The sequence below is a fragment of the Xanthomonas sp. NCPPB 1067 genome (genome assembly GCF_020783795.1).
Taxonomy (GTDB): Bacteria; Pseudomonadota; Gammaproteobacteria; order Xanthomonadales; family Xanthomonadaceae; genus Xanthomonas; species Xanthomonas melonis.
In genome coordinates, this window is the sequence record NZ_JAJGQG010000005.1 from 1 (window position 1) to 18,206 (window position 18,206).

The window sequence follows — 18,206 nt, forward strand, 5'->3', positions numbered from 1 at the left end:
AGCGTCCGTTCGTGCACCATCACACCGGTTCGGCGAAACAGCTCATCACCGATCTCTTCCAGCGTCGCGGTCGGATCAGACTCGACGATCTGTATCAAAACTGCTTCATGCGTGCCTTGAATCTTGGGTGGGCGCCCCATCTCGATCCCTTGTTTCCACGTTGGGATCATAGATTACCATTATGTAAACACCCTCTAAGTCACGGCCGCTGATCCGAGACCAAAGATCGCATCCGCTTCGTAGAAGCGGCCCTGATGGTGATGGGCTTCGGGGGGGGGGAGCACTGGGAACTCGTTCGGAAGGGAAGTCCCGTCGCGCCCGGGTGCGCTGCTACACCTGATCGCCGCTACCTTGCCTGTGGATCGTCCCACCCACGGGTCATCCATCCCATGCAATCCGTGCTGCCACGGCTGCGCCTCACAGATCCCCGAGCCGCGACTGCAATGCGGCAATCGCGGCCAACCCGGCAGTTTCGGTGCGCAGGATGCGCGGCCCCAGCTGCAGGCCACTGAAACCTGCCTCTGCGAGGATGGCCCGATCGCGCGGCGACCAGCCACCCTCCGGCCCGATCGCTACCACCACTGCCTGGTCGCTGCCCGCAGTCAGCGTGCCCAGGCGATGTTCGCCCTGCGGATCCAGGGTCAGTCGGAGTGCCCGCGCGTCGCAGGCCTGCGACGCTTCCCGCAGGCCCAGCGGTGCTGCCAGCTCGGGGACGCGCGCGCGGCCGGACTGTTCGCATGCGGACACCACCACGCTGCGCCAATGCGCCACACGCTTTTCCAGGCGCGCCGCGTCGAGCTTGACCTCGGTGCGTTCGGCGTTGACCGGCACGATGGCCGCAACGCCCAGTTCGGTGGCCTTCTGCAGGATCAGGTCCATCTTCTCGCCACGCGCGATGCCCTGGATCAAGGTGATCCGCAGCGGCGATTCGTTGTCCAGCGGCTCGACACGCTCGACCAGCGCGCGCGCCTCGCGCTTGCCGGCCACGCTTATACGCGCGTAGTAATCGTTGCCGTCGCCATTGAAGAGTATGCAGACATCGCCCTCGCGCAGCCGCAGCACACGCAGCAGGTGATTGGCGGACTCTTCGGGCAGGCTGACTTCCTGGTCGCACTGCAGAGGCAGCGCCACATGCGAGCGGGTCAGGCGCATGCGACGGCCTCCTCGATGGCGTGGCGGGTGGTGGTGGCCAGCAGCGCCAGTTGCGCCTCGTCCACGCAATACGGCGGCATCCAGTACAGCACATCGCCCAGTGGGCGCAGTACCACGCCGCGCGCCAGTGCGGCGCGATACGCCTTCAGCCCGACCCGCGCGGAAGCAGGGAAGGGCGTGCGCTTGTCGCCCCCGCGGGTCAGTTCGAATGCCACGATCATGCCGGCCTGGCGCACGTCGGCCACCGCCGGGTGTTCGCCAATCTGCGCCGCGAGGCTAGCCATGTGGGCGGCAGTGTGCTGGTTGCGCGCGATCACGTCATCGTCAGCGAAGATCTGCAGGGTCGCCAATGCGGCCGCGCATGCGAGTGGATTGCCGGTGTAGCTGTGCGAATGCAGGAACGCGCGTTCGCGCGAATCGTCCAGGAACGCGTCGTACACCGCCTGCGTGGCCAGCACCGCCGCCAACGGCAGGAAGCCGCCGGTCAGGCCTTTGGACAGGCACAACAGATCGGGCATCACCCCGGCCTGCTCGCAGGCGAACAAGCTGCCGGTGCGGCCGAAGCCGGAGGCGATCTCGTCCGCAATCAGGAACGCGCCATGCGCGTCGCACAGTTCGCGTGCGCGACGCAGATAGGCCGGGTGATACATGCGCATGCCGCCGGCGCACTGGACCCGTGGCTCCAGGATCAACGCGCAGATTTCGCCGGGTGCGCGTTCGAACAGCGCCTGCAGCGCATCGGCCGCCTGCAGCGCGTAGTCCTCGGCGCTCTGGCCGGGCTCGGCAAGATAGGCATCCGGCGACGGGGCGAACATGGCTTCCAGCAACAACGGGGCGTACACGCGTCGATACAACGGAATGTCGCCCACCGACAGCGCACCGATGGTTTCGCCGTGGTAGCCGTTCTCCAGCGCGATGAAACGCGTGCGGCGATGCTCGCCACGGTTGTGGAAGTAGTGGAAGGCCATCTTCAGCGCCACTTCCACCCCGGCCGAGCCGTTGTCGGCATAGAACACCTTGGACAACGGCGCGCGTCCGCTCTGGCGCGGCGCGATGGCCAGCAGCCGCTCGGCCAGTTGCACCGCCGGCGCATGGGTGAAGCCGGCCAGCATCACCTGCTCCAGCGTTCCCGCCTGCTGCGCGATGGCCGCGCCGATACGTGGCTCGGCATGGCCGAACAGGTTGGTCCACCAGCTGCTGACCGCATCCAGATAGCGGCGGCCGTCGTGGCCGATCAGCCAGGCGCCCTCGCCACCGGCGATCGGCACCAGCGGAAGCGTATGTGGATGCTCGCGCATCTGCGTACACGGGTGCCACAGCACCGCGAGATCGCGTTGTCGCCAATGATCGGCAGCTTCGGAGGCTGCCGGGTCTGCTAGGATTTCGGGCTCATGAACATGTCGATGCATCCGCCTATTCTATCGGCCCGCTCCGCGGCTGCGTGCCGCGCATGAGCCCGCGCCTGCCGACCATCCACAAGACCACCGATCTGGGCGAAGGGCCGTTCCGTCGCCAGCAGTTGGATCTGGAGTTTTCCAACGGGCAGCGCCGCATCTACGAACGCCAGCTCAGCCAGGGCCATGGCGCGGTGGTGGTGGTGCCGATGCTCGATGCGGCCACCGTGCTGTTGGTACGCGAATACGCCGCCGGGGTTCACCGCTACGAGCTGGGCCTGGTCAAGGGCCGCATCGATGCCGGCGAGACGCCGGAGCAGGCTGCCGATCGCGAGCTCAAGGAAGAGGCCGGCTACGGCGCACGCCAGGTGCAGGTGCTGCGCGCGATGACGCTCGCTCCTACTTATATGAGTCACCAGTCGTGGCTGGTGCTGGCGCGTGACCTCTATCCCGAGCGCCTGCCCGGCGACGAGCCGGAAGAGATGGAGGTGATCCCCTGGCCGCTGGCACGCCTGGACGAGCTGATGCTGCGCGAAGACTTCTCCGAGGGCCGTTCGCTGGCGGCGCTGTTCATCGCGCGCGAGTGGCTGGAGCGTCATCCATGATCCGCATTCCGATGGAGTTGCGCGAAACCGTGATCGCCATCGCCCGCCAGGCCGGCGACGCCATCATGCAGGTGTACGCACAGGATTTCGCGGTCCAGATCAAGGACGACGCCAGCCCGCTGACCCAGGCCGATCTGGCCGCCAACCGCGTCATCGTCGAAGGGTTGCGCCGCATCACGCCGGACGTGCCGGTGCTGTCGGAGGAATCGGCGCACGTGGCGTGGTCCGAGCGCCAGTACTGGACCAGCTACTGGCTGGTCGATCCGCTGGACGGCACCCGCGAATTCGTCAAGCGCAATGGCGAATTCAGCGTCAACATCGCGCTGATCCATATGGGCGCACCGGTGCTGGGCGTGGTGCAGGCACCGGTCGATGGCCGGGTCTGGTATGCCGCGCGCGGCGAGAATGCCTATCGCCGCGACGGCGATCGCGACGAGATGCTGCAGACGCGCACGCCAGCGGCCACGCCGTTGCGCGTGGCCGCCAGCCGCTCGCACCGCGATGCGCGCACTGCGGCGGCGCTGGAGCGCATGGGGCAGATCGATCTGGTGGCGCAGGGCTCGTCGTTGAAGTTCTGCCGCATCGCCGAAGGCGACCTGGATGTGTACCCGCGCTTCGGCCCGACCTCCGAATGGGATACCGCGGCCGGCCAATGCGTGCTGCATGCCGCCGGTGGCATGCTGCTCGCCGGTCATACCGGCAAGCCGTTCCGCTACAACCGCCGCGAGACCTTGCTCAATGGCGACTTCATCGCACTGGGCGACCCCAACCTGCCCTGGCGCGACTGGCTGGCCTGATCCTGTGCTGCCGTGGGCACCCCGCGGCAGATGCACGGAGCACGCATCGGCTGACCGCTACACTGCGCACGCTTCCGGCGCAGCATCGGCTGCTGCAGGTCACCGCGCATCGCGCCCTGTCGGCGCCTCCCGTCGGGCGCCCTCCACTCGCATCCTTCAGGAATACCGCATGTCCCACGCTCCCGCCACTGGCGATATCCAAGGCCTGCTGCAGCTGATGGCGCGCCTGCGCGACCGCGAGCACGGATGTCCCTGGGATGTGGAGCAGACCTTCGCCAGCATCGCGCCGTACACCATCGAAGAGGCCTACGAAGTGGCCGATGCGATCGACCGCAACGACCTGCCGGGCCTGCGCGACGAACTGGGCGACCTGTTGCTGCAGGTGGTCTTCCACGCGCAGATGGCTGCCGAGCAGGGCGCGTTCGGATTTGCCGATGTGGTCGCCACGCTCAGCGACAAGCTGGTGCGCCGTCACCCCCACGTGTTCGCAGCGCAGGCGGCCGACGACGCGCAGGCAGTGAGCGCCAACTGGGAACAGATCAAGCGCGAAGAACGTCGTGCCGCCGGCCACCAGGACGACTCGGCGCTTGCCGGCATCGCCCGTGGTCTGCCGGAGTGGCAGCGCTCCACCAAGCTGCAGGCGCGCGCGGCGCGGGTCGGTTTCGATTGGCCCGGCCCGGCGCCGGTCCTGGAAAAACTGCAGGAGGAAATCGAGGAGCTGCGGGTGGAATTCGCGCGCGGCCCGGTCGCCGACAATCGGGCGCGTCTGGAAGACGAACTCGGCGACGTGCTGTTCGTCTGCGCCAATCTGGCGCGCCACGCCAAGGTGGACGTGGGCGCGGCGTTGCGACACGCCAACCTGAAGTTCGAACGCCGCTTCCGCGCGATGGAGACGCGCGCACATGCACAGGGAACCTCGCTGGACGCGTTGTCGTTGCGGGCACAGGAAGCGCTGTGGCAACAGGTCAAGCACGAGGAAGCGGCCGCGGCGGTGTCCATCGATGTCGTGGTCGGCCAATGAGCTCCGCGCCTGGCACGCTGGGGTTGTTCCTGGCAACTGCCGTGGCGGAGCTGGTCGGCTGCTACCTTCCTTATCTCTGGCTGCGCAAAGGCGGCAGTGCGTGGTTGCTGCTGCCGACCGCGTTGAGCCTTGCCCTGTTCGTGTGGCTGTTGAGCCTGCATCCCACCGCCAGCGGGCGGACCTATGCAGCTTACGGTGGGGTCTACATCGCCAGCGCGTTGCTGTGGCTGTGGTGGGTGGACCGCATCACGCCCACGCGCTGGGATCTGCTCGGTGCAGGCTGCTGTCTGCTGGGCATGGCCATCATCATGTTCGCGCCGCGCAACGTCTGAGCCGGCGTGGGTCCCGATGGCCCCCAGATCCGCGCCGATGAGGCTGGAGCGCAGACCCGTGCCACATCGGCTGCCTGCTTCTGCCATTGGAGATGTGTGCTGCCGGTGCATACTCCGCCCCAGGATCGACTCGTCATTGCAAAGGGGCTGCACATGTTTCCAACTTCGTTTCTGGCCATGGCCGTACTGGTCGCCGGCGTGATCGTGCTGTTCAAGACCGTGCGCATGGTGCCGCAGGGATTTCAGTGGACCGTGGAGCGCTTCGGCCGCTACACCCACACCATGGGCCCGGGGCTGCACTTTCTGGTGCCGGTGGTCTACGGCGTGGGCCGCAAGATCAACATGATGGAACAGGTGCTGGATGTCCCCAGCCAGGACGTCATCACCAAGGACAACGCGGTGGTGCGCGTGGACGGGGTGGTGTTCTTCCAGGTGCTGGATGCGGCCAAGGCCGCCTATGAAGTCTCGAACCTGGAAATCGCCTCGATCGCCCTGGTGCAGACCAATATCCGCACGGTGATCGGATCGATGGATCTGGACGAATCGCTGAGCCAGCGCGAAACCATCAATGCCCAGTTGCTGAGCGTGGTCGACCAGGCCACCAACCCGTGGGGCATCAAGGTGACGCGGATCGAAATTCGCGACATCCAGCCCCCGCGCGACCTGATCGATTCGATGGCGCGGCAGATGAAAGCCGAGCGCGAGAAGCGCGCGCAGATCCTGGAAGCCGAAGGCTCGCGTCAGTCGGAGATCCTGCGTGCCGATGGCGAGAAGCAGGCTGCCGTGCTCGAGGCCGAGGGCCGCAAGGAAGCCGCCTTCCGCGACGCCGAGGCACGCGAGCGACTGGCCGAAGCCGAGGCCCGCGCCACCCAGGTGGTGTCCGATGCGATCGCCAATGGCAGCGTGCAGGCGATCAATTACTTCGTCGCCCAGAAGTATGTGGAAGCGTTCCAGGCGCTGGCCACCGCGCCCAACCAGAAGTTCGTGCTGATGCCGATGGAATCCAGCGGCATCATCGGTTCGATCGCCGGCATTGCCGATCTGGCGAAGGAAGCGTTGGCCAGGCCCGATGCCGCCGGCGTGCGCGTGCCGCCGATGCCGCCGCGCACGGGGGGCTGAGCCATGCGCTGGGACGTGGTGGTGTGGGCGGTGCTTGCGCTGTTGCTGATCGCGGCGGAGACACTGGCGCCCGGCGCATTCCTGTTATGGATGGGCATTGCCGCGGCGGCGGTGTGCCTGCTCGTGCTCGCGCTACCCGGCACGTCGGTGCTGATGCAGATCGTGGCCTTCGTGCTGCTCAGTTTCGTGTCGGTGCAGATCTATCGCAGCTGGTTCCGCGGCAAGGGGCGGCAGAGCGACCGGCCCCTGCTCAATCGGCGGGCCGAACAACTGATCGGCCGTCGTGTGCTGCTCGATCAGCCCATCCACCACGGCCGTGGCCGTGCCAAGGTCGACGATGCGTTCTGGGTGGTCAGCGGTCCGGACCTGGCGGCGGGCCTGCCCGTGCGTATCGTCGGCGTGGATGGCATGACCTTGCTGGTGGAAGCCACCGATTAGCCGCCGCCCTTAGTCGCTGCGTTGCATGTTGCGGTGCGGTGCGGTGCGGTGCGCCGGCGTCGGAGCGGGCGCCCGATCTTCGCCCTGCGTTCGCATGGCTTCACCGCAACTGCAGCCGGACGGCGATAATGGACGTCTTTCCCTTGGACCGGCGCTCATGACCCAGAAGACCATCCTCAACGACACCCATCGTGCGCTCGGCGCCAAGATGGTCGACTTCGGCGGGTGGGACATGCCGATCCACTATGGTTCGCAGATCGACGAACACCACCAGGTCCGCCGCGACGCCGGTATGTTCGACGTCAGCCACATGACCGTGGTCGACCTGCACGGTGCGCGGGTGCGCGAGTTCCTGCGCTACCTGCTCGCCAATTCGGTGGACAAGCTCAAGCTGGCCGGCAAGGCGCTTTACACCTGCATGCTCAACCCGCAGGGCGGCGTCATCGACGACCTCATCGTGTACTTCATGCGCGAGGACTTCTTCCGCCTGGTGGTCAATGCCGCCACGCGCGAAAAGGACCTGCAGTGGATCGGCGAGCAGGCCGCACGCTTCGACGTACGCGTGGAAGAGCGTGGCGACTTCGCCATGGTCGCGGTGCAGGGGCCGAACGCGCGCGCCAAGGTCATCGGCCTGCTGGACCCCGCCGACACTGACGCCGCGAGCAAGCTCGGCCGCTTTGCCGCGTTGCAGACCCGCTCGCGCGATGGCATCGACCTGTTCCTGGCGCGCACCGGCTACACCGGCGAAGACGGTTTCGAAATCGTGTTGCCGCAGGACGCGGCGATCGCATTCTGGAATGCGTTGCTCGCGCAGGGCGTCAAGCCGGCAGGTCTGGGCGCGCGCGATACGCTGCGGCTGGAAGCAGGCATGAATCTGTACGGGCAGGACATGGACGACACGGTCAGTCCGTACGAGGCCGCGCTGGCATGGACGATCGCGCTGGACGAAGGGCGGCAGTTCATCGGTCGCGACGTGCTCGAATCACAGAAGGCGCAGGGCGCGCCACGTCAGATGATCGGCGTGGTGATGGATGAGAAGGGCGTGCTGCGGCACGGCCAGACCGTGCTGACCGCCAGTGGCGAAGGCGAGATCCTGTCCGGCACGTTCTCGCCCACGTTGGGCAAGGCGATCGCTTTCGCACGCGTGCCGGCCGGCAGCATCGACGATCTGCGCGTGGACATCCGTGGCCGGCAGGTGCCATTGCGCGCGGTGAAGTTTCCATTCGTGCGCGAAGGCCAGGCGCAGCCCGGCGTGCTCGGCGAATGATCCCCGGCGATGCCGGCCGCAGCTGGCCGGCATCGTGCAACCGCGAGCAACACGGCCTTCGCGACGCGCGTGCACCTGCCTCATCGCGCGGTCTAAACTAACCGCCTGTCCCCAACCACCGTTTCCCCGGAGCACACCCATGAGCGAGATTCCTGGCGACCTCAAGTTCCTCAAATCCCACGAGTGGGCCCGCATCGAGAGCAACGGTCGCGTGACCGTGGGCATTTCCGATCACGCGCAGGGCCTGTTGGGCGACCTGGTCTACGTCGAATTGCCTGGTGTCGGCGATACCGTGCAGGCCGGCAACGGTGCTGCGGTCGTCGAGTCGGTCAAGGCGGCCTCCGACGTCTACAGCCCGGTCAGCGGTACCGTGGTCGAGGTCAACAGCGCGTTGGGCGACAAGCCGGAGACCATCAACGAAGACGCCTACGGCGAAGGCTGGATCTTCGTGGTGGAGATAGACGACAAGGACCAGCTCAACGATCTGCTGTCGCCGGACGACTACGCCGAGTTGCTCGAAGACGACGACCACTGATCCGGTTCCGTCTGCCGCGATACCCAGGCCGCTCTCCGAGCGGCCTTTTTTATGGAGAAGTACCGGTTCCCGGGCGGCGTCGGCCAAGTCGCATGTGTCGGCCGGCATGCTTGGCCGGCATGCCAGGTGCGTCGTCGGTTGCCGATCGGCTGCGCGATGGCCCGGCAGTTGTCCGGAACGCTGCGCATCGCCGCGCGCACTCGCCGCATCCTTCGATGCGATCGATCCGCAGCGGGCGACGGGTTTCCGGCGTGAGTCGTTCGTGAGTATGCAGCGTGCAGGCGGTGAACGCGTGCATGGCAGACAGGCGTCTCGGTGCCACGTTCGAGCGCGCGTCGCACGTCGTCGAGCGCGTGCATCGAGGCATGCAGAGCGATCGAGACGCGCGAGAAGTTTGCGCATTTCTGCTTGTGCGGCGCCGGAAGCGCATGCGTCGCGAAAAATATTTTCAGCTGGCGGACAGGCGGTGGACGATCTCGATGCCTTCGTGGCGTTGTGGCGATCGGGTTGCTGTCGCTGCCGTTCGAATTCTTGATGCAATAAAAAAACAGCGAAAAAGAAGTGGTTTTCCGCAAGCACGGGCGCGCGCGTGCGCAGGCTGGTCGAGCGCATTGGGAGGTGCGGTGCGCGCCGATGGCCCTCCGATGCAGGACGTCGCGATGGCGGTCTGAAAAAAAAATGCAAAAGAGTGTTGACAGTAAAAAAAAGCGTGATTAGGTTTCGCCCAGCAGACATTGCTGCGAAAGAGAGTGAGCAGAATCGACATCGGGCCGACAAGCTTGTTCCAGACGTCCACCGAAGCGCCATCGACGGTGGAGTCGGGTTCGCTTCCCTCCGAAAAATGCAGCACTGTTCCGACCATGCACCCGTGTCGTCGCTCGATGCGGGTGTTTCTGTATCCGTCCCGCCGCGCATTGCCTGCGGATGGTTCCCGACGACGGCATGCCGGCGCGGGGTTTGGTTCAACTGGGCGTTTCAACTCCATAGTTCACTGACGAGGAGCCAATTACATGGCCACTAAAAAAGCTGCGAAAAAGAAACCCACCGCCAAGAAGGCAGTGAAGAAGACCGCCGCCAAGAAGGCGACCAAGAAGGTCGCGAAGAAGGCAACTGCCAAGAAGGCAGTGAAGAAGACGGCAAAGAAGGCCGTCAAGAAGACTGCGAAGAAGGCAACCGCCAAGAAGGCAGTGAAGAAGACTGCGAAGAAGGCGACCAAGAAGACCGCTGCCAAGAAGGCAGTGAAGAAGACCGCCAAGAAGGCGACCAAGAAGACGGCCGCCAAGAAGGCAGTGAAGAAGACCGCCAAGAAGGCAACGGCGAAGAAGGCGACCAAGAAGTCTGCCGTCAAGAAGTCCGCTGCCAAGAAGCCTGCTGCGAAGAAGGTCGCCAAGAAGAAGCCGGCCGCTCGCAAGAAGAAGGCCGCTCCGGTCGCGCTGCCTGCAACCCCGGCGCCGCTGATCTGATCCGCACCACCCGATCGCCGTAACCATCGAGCTCTCTCCCCGACGCCCAGCGGGGAGGGAGCTTTTTTATTGAACGTAGCGGTCGCATCACGCCGCAGAGGTCGAAGCTGCTACCTTCCTTCCCCCGCCTGCGGGGGAAGGTGCCCGAAGGGCGGATGGGGGCCTGTGCAACGGCATCGCCAGCCCATCAGCGCATCCATCCGCCCGATCGAGCGGAGGTGCTGCTCCATCCCTGCACCGCAGCTGCGCGGTGCCGCACCGCTCGTCCTTCGCGTCGTCCTGTCGCTGTAGCGTGGCAGGTGGCCTTCGACAATACCCGCGGCTGTTGCGTGCATGGCGCGCCCGGCAGAAACGACACAGGCGGCCGAAGCCGCCTGTATCTGCATGTGCGCCACGGGGCGCCGGTGACCGCGACCTACCGGGTCAGCGCGGCGAGGCCACCGACTTGCCGGACGAAGCGCCCTTGCCGGCCGGATCGGGTCGTTCGGCCAGCATGTTCTCGCTGCCGAAATCACCGTCTACATCGATGTCCAGCCAACGCTTCGCCGGCAGGCCGAGCGCGCGGTCCAGAATGGTCGGCAGCATGCCCGACGGCAAACCGCTTTCACCGTTCCACATGATGGCAACGCCGAGGTCGCGCTCGGGCAGCAGCGCGACCAGGCCGCGATAGCCCTGTACCGCACCGGCGTGGAAGATCACCTGATGGCCGGCATAGTCGAACACACGCCAGCCCAGCGCATAGCTGGCCGCGTCCACGCGTTCGTGCCGCCAGCCGGACCGCATTTCGCCGGGTGTGGATACCAGCGGCGCATGCAGGGTGGCGAGCAGTGGTGCAGGCAGCACATCGGTGCGATGGCCGGTATGCGCCAGCAGCCACTGCGCCATGTCGCTGGCGCTCGCATTGACGCCGGCGGCTGGAGCGAGGCGATAGTAGGTGGGCTTGGGTGTGAGCGACACCCAGCCGTTGCGGCTGCGCACATGCGGGCGCGCCCAATGCGGGCTGGCCTGGATGCCGGCCAGCCCCATGCTCGCATCGTTCATGCCCAACGGCTTGAAGATGCGGCGTTCCACCGATTGTTCGTAAAAACTGCCGGAGGCGGCGAACACCACATCGCCGACCAGGCTGAAGGCGACGTTCTGATAGGCGTAGCAATCGCCCGGCGCGCAGCGCAGCGGCGCCGAGGCCAGCTTGTGGCTCAGCGAGTAATAGTCCGCGTTGGACTCGATGTCGCGATCGTAGGCATTGCGGGTCAGCCCTACACGATGGCTGAGCACTTCGGCCACGGTCAGCTGGCGGGTGGCCGCACCGTCGCTGAGCTGGAAGCCGGGCACGTAATCGACCACCTTGCTGTCCCAGCGCAGCACGCCGTCGTTGACCAGCAGGCCGGCCATGGTGCCGGCAAAGGCCTTGGACAGCGATGCCAGACGGAACACGGTATGGCCATCGACCGGCTGCGGACGATTGACGTCGGTAACACCGTAGCCGCGCGCACTGAGGACCTTGCCGCCCTGGACGATGGCCATCGCCATGCCCGGTACACGGTTGCCATAGGTCAGCTGGTCGGCCATCGACTCGAACGCCGCCACATCGAAACCGGCGGCCGGTGCGAGCACGCTGCTGGCCGGCAGCGAGGCGCGGTATGCCAGCGGGGCAGTGGGCGACTGCGCGATGGTGGCCGGCTGCAATGCGGAAGCTGTGGGCGCAGGCGTCTGTGCCGTGGAAGAGAGGGCCAGTGGCAATAAAGCCCCGAGCAGCCCGATGGCCAACGGACGGAACCGTCGGCGCCTGCGCATTTGTGTCATGGTTGTCCCGCCTGTTCCACTGCCTTCGGCGATTCTAGCGCCGCACTTCGCAATAGCACAAACTGCCGGAAGATGAATGGGCATCGTATTGATCCTATTGACGATTTGGGTCCCGCAATCTGGTCTGTCCGCCCCAGAGCTGGGGTCGGGCGCCGCCATGTGGGCATGCTGCAAGCCGCGTGCCGGGGAAAGCGGGGCAATGCTGTCGCACAGGGGGCAGTGTGTTGTTGACGATGCCCGCATCCGCTAACGTGCGCGCTTCCTCGTCAGGTGCCGCCGCTGCCATGTTCTTCCTGTCGGGCTCGTCCATACGGACTTCGTTGTCGGCATGACTGGCTCGCCTGCGCCGCGTTCGGCGCTCGGTCGGCTGGGGCAGGCGCTGCGCAGCTCGCCGCCGCTGGCTTGGTCCTTCCTGTACTTTTTCTGCCTGCTCAGCGGGTATTACGTGCTGCGTCCGGTACGCGAGGCGATGGGCGCATCGGCCGATGTGGAAGCGATCTTTCCTGCAGGCATGATCGCGTTCTTCGCCGCGCACGGCATTCCGCTCAAGGACTTCACCCTGCAGGTCCTGTTTACCTGCACCTTCCTGATCATGTTGCTGCTGCAGCCGGTGTACGGAGCACTGGTCAGCCGTTACCCGCGACGGGTATTCCTGCCGGTGGTCTACGGGTTTTTCATTGCGACCCTGCTGCTGTTCTATGTGCTGTTCGACAGCGGTGTGCCCGGGCGCGGCATGGCGTTCTTCCTGTGGGTGACGGTGTTCAACCTGTTCGCGGTGGCGGTGTTCTGGAGCTTCATGGCCGATGTCTTCAGCAATGCCGAGGCACGCAACTACTACGGCTACATCGGTGCGGCGGGGACGCTGGGCGCGTTCCTCGGGCCGATCCTCACCCGCACGCTGGTCGAGCGCATCGGCATCGCGCATCTGATGCTGGTCTCGGCCGGCTTGTTGACGGTGTGCGTGGTGTGCGTGCTGCGGCTGCGGCTGTGGGCGGTGGCGCGCGAGCGGCAGTTCCGGCTGGACTCCGGCGAAGTGCCGATGGGCGGCGATGTGTTCGGCGGGCTCAAGTTGATCGTGCGCGAGCCATTGCTGCGCTGGCTGGCGCTGATGACCTTGTTCGGCGTGGGTGTCGGCACCTTGCTCTACAACGAACAGGCCGCGCTGGTACGGCGGCTGTATACGGATGCGGCCGCCAGCACGGCGTATTACGCAAGCATCGATCTGGCGGTCAACGCGCTGACGCTGGTGCTGCAAATGCTGGTGACGCGTGCGCTGTTGTCGCGCTTCGGGATCGCGCCAGCGCTGCTGATTCCCGGTGTGGCCATCGTGGTGGGCTATGCGCTGCTGACTGCCTCGCCACTGCCGTTGATGATCGCCATCGTGCAGGTGATCACGCGCTCCAGCGAGTTCGCGCTTGCCAAGCCGGCGCGCGAGACGCTGTACACGCGCGTCGATCGCCAATGGCGCTACAAGGCCGGTGCGGCGATCGATACGGTGGTCTACCGGGGCGGCGACCTGAGCTTCGTCTGGATCCACAAACTGGTGTCCGCATTCGGTTCGAGCACGGTCTTCGGGGTGGGCTTGCTGGCGGCCACGGGCCTGACGGTGGCCGCGTTCGGGCTGCTGCACCAGGCCCGCAAGCTGCCCGCGGAACGCATGCCGGGTGCTGCCGGGACGCACGACTGACCGTTCCGGGCCGCGGCGCCGATAGGCCGTCGCGCCCGGGCAGTGCGCTCTCCCGCACGTCGGCTCCACCGCCACGATGCGTGGCCGGTCGGCATGTCATGTGCGGTCGCGCGTGCAGCGGCGCCCGCCGGTCCGCCGGCTGTTCAATATGGTCCTGATGCGGTCCGTGCGAAGGCATGACTGCACGGCTGTTTCGCTGTCGGAAGATGGCGGTGTTCGGCATGTGGGCGTCCGAACAGCCAAGCCGGCGTCATCGCGGCTATGCTTGCTGCCACATCCTTCTCAGTGGTCTGCCATGTCCCTGTTCGCCATCGTCGCCGGCCTGTGTGTTGCTCTGCTGCACGTCTACATCCTGGTGTTGGAGATGCTGTTGTGGACCCGTCCATTGGGCCTGAAGACCTTCCGCAACACGCCGGAGAAGGCACAGGCCACGCGCGTGCTGGCGGCCAACCAGGGGCTCTACAACGGCTTCCTGGCGGCAGGGTTGTTCTGGGGCGCGCTGGCCGCGCGTGCCGATGTGCTGACCTTCTTCCTGGGATGCGTGGTCGTGGCCGGGTGCTACGGCGCTTACAGCGTCAATCGCCGCATCTTCTTCGTGCAGGCGGTGCCGGCGCTGATCGCACTGGCGCTACTCTGGCTGCCGGCCTGAGCGAGGATTCAGCGGCAGCGCGGCCTGCGCACAGGCGCGGCTGTCGGCAGCAAATGAAGCGTCATGCCGCGCCGGCTCGCATGCGCAGGGCGTAGCCGGCTGCAGGGCTCATCTGCGCAGCTGCCACCAGCCCGATTCTGCGCATCGGGCTGATCGCGGACCGAGCGCGATGGTCCGTGCACCCTCCAAGCGCGCCCGCGAAGGTCCCGGGCTGCGCGTTGCTGAGGCAACAGTCCGTGTGGGCAACAAGGGCGCCGATACGTTCGACGCTACGGCCATGCGCATCTGCTGGCCGGCCAGCCCGGACGGCCCCGGCAACTGCCGCGCGGCGGACCGATGGCGGCCACGGCGGCTGGCACGGCAGTCGGCCTTGACCGCTTCGGTGCCGCGACCGATGCAATGAAGGAAGCACAAAAGCGAACGGCGAGCCTGAGCTCGCCGTTCGTTTCCATCGTGGCAGCGACCTCGCCGTCGACTCAGGCCGCTTCGCGCGGCTGTTGCGCCTGCGGCTTGTCGTAGAAGCTGGCCGCACGCAGCTCATGCGGATCGAAGTCGTCGACGGTGATGGTGTCCATCATGATCTCGCGCAGCTCTTCCAGCAGCTTGCGCTCGTCTGTGGTCAACACGCCTTCGGCCACTGCCTCGTCGAGCTGGGCGGTGAAGTCCAATGCTTCGATGCCCTTGGTCTTGAGCGCCTTGAGGAACTTGCGCTCCACCGGCTCGGCCATCACCGCCTTGGTCAGATAGCTGGCGATGCGGCCGCCCGGATTGTTCGCGCACGGCGTCAGGAACACGCCCTGCGCCAGACGGTCGCGTGCCTCGTTCGGTGCCATCAGCAGCGACGCCACGCGGTGTCCCAGACGATCGCCAGGCGCTTCGGCACGACGGCCCAGCGGGAAGATCAGCACCCACATCAACCAACCCACCGGACGGATCGGGAAGTTGCGCAGCGCAGCCGACAGCGCGGTTTCGATCTTGTGCACGCTGTCGTGGAAGGCCCAGGCCAGCAACGGCTGGTCGCTCGCCGGCGCACCCTCGTCGTGGTAGCGCTTGAGCATCGCGCTGGTCATGTAGATGTGGCTCAGCACGTCGCCGAGGCGACCGGACAGCGATTCCTTGAACTTCAACTTGCCGCCCAGCATCAGCATCGACACGTCGGCCATCAGCGCCAGGTTGGCCGAATAACGGTCCAGCTTGCGGAAGAAACGGCGGGTGTAGGCATCGCCCGGCGCTGCGCCGAGACGTGCGCCGGTCAAACCGAACCAGAACGAACGCACTGCATTGGAGATACCGAAGCGGATATGGCCGAACAGGCTCTGGTCGAACGCTTCCAGGCCACGACGCGTATCCGGGTCCTGCGCCGCCTGCATTTCCTTCATCACCCACGGATGGCACAGGATTGCGCCCTGGCCGAAGATCAGCAGGCTGCGGGTCATGATGTTGGCGCCTTCCACAGTCACGCCGATCGGAGCCGCCTGCCAGGCGCGGCCGGCGAAGTTGCGCGGTCCCAGGATGATGCCCTTGCCACCGATCACATCCATCATGTCACTGACCACTTCGCGGCCCATGGTGGTGCAGTGATACTTGGCAATCGCCGACGGCACCGATGGAACGTCGCCACGATCCACCGCCGCTGCCGTGGCCTGAGACAGCGCACTGATCGCATAGGCCTTGCCGCCGATGCGTGCCAACGCCTCTTCCACGCCTTCGAAGCGGCCGACCGACAGGCCAAACTGCTTGCGGATGCGCGCATACGCACCGGTGACCACCGCCGCAGCCTTGCTGCCGCCGCTGGCGGTGGAGGGCAGGGTGATCGAACGACCCACGGCCAGGCACTCGTTGAGCATGTTCCAGCCCTTGCCGACCATCTCCACGCCGCCGATCAGCTGGCTCAGCGGAATGAACACCTCTTCGCCATGGATCGGGCCGTTCTGGAACGGCGAGTTCAACGGGAAGTGGCGGCGGCCGATTTCCACGCCGGGCGTTTCGCGTGGCAGCAGCGCCAGGGTGATGCCGATGTCCTTCTTGTCGCCGATCAGGCCTTCCGGATCGTAGGCGCGGAAGGCCAGGCCGATCAGCGAGGCCACCGGTGCCAAGGTGATGTAGCGCTTGTCGAAGGTGAGCTTGACGCCGAGCACGTTGGCGCCGTTCCACTCTCCCTTGCAGACGATGCCGTAGTCCGGGATCGAGGTCGCATCGGAGCCGGCAAACGGGCCGGTCAGACCAAAGCACGGTACTTCGGCACCCACGGCCAGACGCGGCAGGTAATAGTCCTTCTGCTCCGGAGTGCCGTAGTGCAGCAGCAGCTCGCCGGGGCCGAGCGAATTCGGCACACCGACCGTGGAGCTGACCACGCTGGAGATCGAGGACAGCTTCTGGATCACCTTATGGTGCGCCAGCGCGCTGAAGCCCAGGCCGCCGTATTGCTTGGGAATGATCATGCCGAAGAACTTGTTCTTCTTGATGAAATCCCACAGCTCCGGTGGCAGGTCGGCGTGGACGTGGGTGATCTCCCAGTCATTGACCATCTTGCACAGCTCTTCGACCGGGCCATCCAGGAAGGCCTGCTCTTCGGCCGTCAGCTGCGGCTTGGGGTAGTTGAGCAGCTTCTGCCAATCCGGGTCGCCGGTGAACAGCTCGCCCTCGAAACCGACCGAGCCGGTTTCCAGCGCGATGCGCTCGGTCTGCGAGAGCGGCGGCAGCACCTTGCGGAAGAAGCCCATCAACGGCGTGGTCAGCAGCGGCTTGCGCAGGAACGGCAACAGCACCGGGGCCGATACCAGCACGACCAACGCTGCGGCGACGAGGGTGGCCGTGAGATTGGCGCCCAACAGCCAGCACGCCACCAGCACGCAGGCGCTGATCGCAACCCAGGTGGCAAGGCGCATCCGGTGATAGGCAGCGATGCCCGCCGCCAGGATGACGAAGAGGAACGGTGCAACGATGCTCATGGTCTTGCTCCAGTGACATGCTCGGTGATGTTGGACGCTGCGATGGTGCCAACCGGGGGCAGTGCGTCCAGATAATGCAACACGGTGGCGGTAAACGTGGTGTTGTCGTCGCCAGCGAGCATGTGCGTTGCATCGGGCAGCTGCACATGCTGCGCATGCGGGGCGATCGACAGGAATTCGTTGATGGTGGCCGGTGTGACCAGGTCGCTGCGGCCGCCGCTGATCAGCAGCATCGGGCAACGCACCTGCGCTGCCGCATCCAGCAGTGCGTGTTGCTGCATTTGCGCATCCTGCCCGGCCAATTCCTCGACAAGGCGTGGGTCCCAGTGCCACTGCCAGCGGCCGTCCTGGCGCGGGCGCAACAGCGCCCTCAGCTGATCTGCGCTCTTGCGTGGGCGATGCGGCAGGTAGGCGGCGATCGCATCGGCGGCGGCATCCAGCGACACGAAGCCGTCCGGATGCGCGGTCATGAAGCGCAGGATGCGCTCCACGCCCGTGACGTCCCAGCGCGGCGTGATGTCGACCAGCACGAGTGCGCGGAACAGTCCCGGCCAGCGCGCTTCGGCAAGCAGTCCGAACAAGCCGCCCATCGAGGCCGCCACCAGCACCGGCGGCTCGGCCTGCTCACCCGCGAGCACGATCAGATCGTCGGTGAACTGCGCCGGCGAGTAGGGCAGCTGCGCCGCGTTGGCGCTTGAATCCCCGTGCCCACACGCGTCGTAGGAAAGCGCCCGATAACCCGCCTCGGCGAGTGCGACTGCCGTTGCTTCCCAGGCATGGCGGGTTTGCCCGAAGCCGTGCGCGAGCAGAACCGTCGGCGCCCGCGTCGGGCCCCGCACCGATACCGCCAGCCGTACATCGCCAGCGTGGACGCTGGACACGATTGCAGCTTCGGCTAGGGTAGGAGATGAGCTGACCATACTTAATGGTATGGATGCCACTCCGTCGATGTCAATACTGCCTAGTATGGATGGTTAAGCCATTGAATCGTGT

Annotated in this window: 17 protein-coding genes; 11 read left to right on the forward strand and 6 right to left on the reverse strand. The window is 65.9% G+C overall.

The window, feature by feature from the left end; translation table 11 throughout:
* Positions 1–417 precede the first annotated feature (417 nt).
* Positions 418–1,152: a 16S rRNA (uracil(1498)-N(3))-methyltransferase gene (locus LL962_RS05475; RefSeq protein WP_228316226.1), complete on the reverse strand. Its 735-nt coding sequence runs from the start codon at positions 1,150–1,152 to the stop codon at positions 418–420.
* Positions 1,143–2,561, reverse strand: a complete 1,419-nt coding sequence (bioA, locus tag LL962_RS05480; protein WP_228316227.1) for an adenosylmethionine--8-amino-7-oxononanoate transaminase — start codon at positions 2,559–2,561, stop codon at positions 1,143–1,145. The genes LL962_RS05475 and bioA overlap by 10 nt, the downstream gene beginning before the upstream one ends.
* A 41-nt stretch (positions 2,562–2,602) precedes the next feature.
* On the opposite strand from bioA, the gene nudE reads away from it, so the two are divergent.
* From nudE to gcvH, 8 genes are all read left to right on the forward strand, one after another.
* Positions 2,603–3,151: an ADP compounds hydrolase NudE gene (gene nudE / locus LL962_RS05485; RefSeq protein WP_167395245.1), complete on the forward strand. Its 549-nt coding sequence runs from the start codon at positions 2,603–2,605 to the stop codon at positions 3,149–3,151.
* Positions 3,148–3,948 carry a 3'(2'),5'-bisphosphate nucleotidase CysQ gene (gene cysQ / locus LL962_RS05490; RefSeq protein ID WP_228316228.1) on the forward strand — a complete coding sequence of 267 codons (801 nt, stop codon included), beginning with the start codon at positions 3,148–3,150 and terminating at the stop codon, positions 3,946–3,948. Before nudE ends, cysQ begins: the two co-directional genes overlap by 4 nt.
* Positions 3,949–4,117: 169 nt before the next feature.
* Positions 4,118–4,969, forward strand: a complete 852-nt coding sequence (mazG, locus tag LL962_RS05495) for a nucleoside triphosphate pyrophosphohydrolase (RefSeq protein WP_228316229.1) — start codon at positions 4,118–4,120, stop codon at positions 4,967–4,969.
* Positions 4,966–5,301, forward strand: coding sequence for a YnfA family protein (locus tag LL962_RS05500; protein ID WP_104586531.1), 336 nt, complete (start codon positions 4,966–4,968; stop codon positions 5,299–5,301). The genes mazG and LL962_RS05500 overlap by 4 nt, the downstream gene beginning before the upstream one ends.
* A 153-nt stretch (positions 5,302–5,454) precedes the next feature.
* Entirely contained in the window at positions 5,455–6,420 is a 966-nt protein-coding gene (locus tag LL962_RS05505) for an SPFH domain-containing protein (RefSeq protein ID WP_104586530.1), read from the forward strand.
* A 3-nt stretch (positions 6,421–6,423) separates the two neighbouring features.
* Complete coding sequence (locus tag LL962_RS05510; protein ID WP_104586529.1) at positions 6,424–6,858, forward strand: NfeD family protein; 435 nt, start codon at positions 6,424–6,426, stop codon at positions 6,856–6,858.
* Positions 6,859–7,015: 157 nt separating this feature from the next.
* Positions 7,016–8,125, forward strand: coding sequence for a glycine cleavage system aminomethyltransferase GcvT (gene gcvT, locus LL962_RS05515; protein ID WP_228316230.1), 1,110 nt, complete (start codon positions 7,016–7,018; stop codon positions 8,123–8,125).
* A gap of 139 nt (positions 8,126–8,264) precedes the next feature.
* A complete protein-coding gene (gene gcvH / locus LL962_RS05520; RefSeq protein WP_104586527.1) occupies positions 8,265–8,660 on the forward strand; it encodes a glycine cleavage system protein GcvH in 396 nt (131 codons plus the stop codon).
* 448 nt (positions 8,661–9,108) lie between these two features.
* On the opposite strand, the gene LL962_RS05525 is transcribed toward gcvH, so the two are convergent.
* Positions 9,109–9,522: a hypothetical protein gene (locus tag LL962_RS05525; RefSeq protein WP_228316231.1), complete on the reverse strand. Its 414-nt coding sequence runs from the start codon at positions 9,520–9,522 to the stop codon at positions 9,109–9,111.
* 148 nt (positions 9,523–9,670) lie between these two features.
* Here LL962_RS05525 and LL962_RS05530 point away from each other — a divergent pair, with 148 nt between their 5' ends.
* Positions 9,671–10,123, forward strand: a complete 453-nt coding sequence (locus LL962_RS05530) for a hypothetical protein (RefSeq protein ID WP_228316232.1) — start codon at positions 9,671–9,673, stop codon at positions 10,121–10,123.
* A gap of 423 nt (positions 10,124–10,546) precedes the next feature.
* On the opposite strand, the gene LL962_RS05535 is transcribed toward LL962_RS05530, so the two are convergent.
* Complete coding sequence (locus LL962_RS05535) at positions 10,547–11,890, reverse strand: serine hydrolase domain-containing protein (RefSeq protein WP_208621409.1); 1,344 nt, start codon at positions 11,888–11,890, stop codon at positions 10,547–10,549.
* Positions 11,891–12,254: 364 nt separating this feature from the next.
* Between LL962_RS05535 and LL962_RS05540 the strand changes: the two genes are divergently transcribed.
* Both LL962_RS05540 and LL962_RS05545 read left to right on the forward strand, forming a co-directional pair.
* The gene (locus LL962_RS05540; protein WP_228316233.1) at positions 12,255–13,613 is read left to right on the forward strand and encodes an NTP/NDP exchange transporter; all 1,359 of its coding nucleotides are present in this window, start codon (positions 12,255–12,257) and stop codon (positions 13,611–13,613) included.
* 295 nt (positions 13,614–13,908) lie between these two features.
* On the forward strand, positions 13,909–14,262 hold the full coding sequence (locus LL962_RS05545; RefSeq protein WP_104586522.1) for a DUF1304 domain-containing protein: 354 nt from the start codon (positions 13,909–13,911) through the stop codon (positions 14,260–14,262).
* A 476-nt stretch (positions 14,263–14,738) separates the two neighbouring features.
* On the opposite strand, the gene LL962_RS05550 is transcribed toward LL962_RS05545, so the two are convergent.
* Positions 14,739–17,213, reverse strand: coding sequence for an acyl-CoA dehydrogenase (locus LL962_RS05550; protein ID WP_104586521.1), 2,475 nt, complete (start codon positions 17,211–17,213; stop codon positions 14,739–14,741).
* Positions 17,210–18,133 (reverse strand): alpha/beta fold hydrolase, encoded by a 924-nt coding sequence (locus tag LL962_RS05555; protein WP_228316234.1) that lies wholly within the window; start codon positions 18,131–18,133, stop codon positions 17,210–17,212. The genes LL962_RS05550 and LL962_RS05555 overlap by 4 nt, the downstream gene beginning before the upstream one ends.
* Between the last annotated feature and the right edge of the window lie 73 nt (positions 18,134–18,206).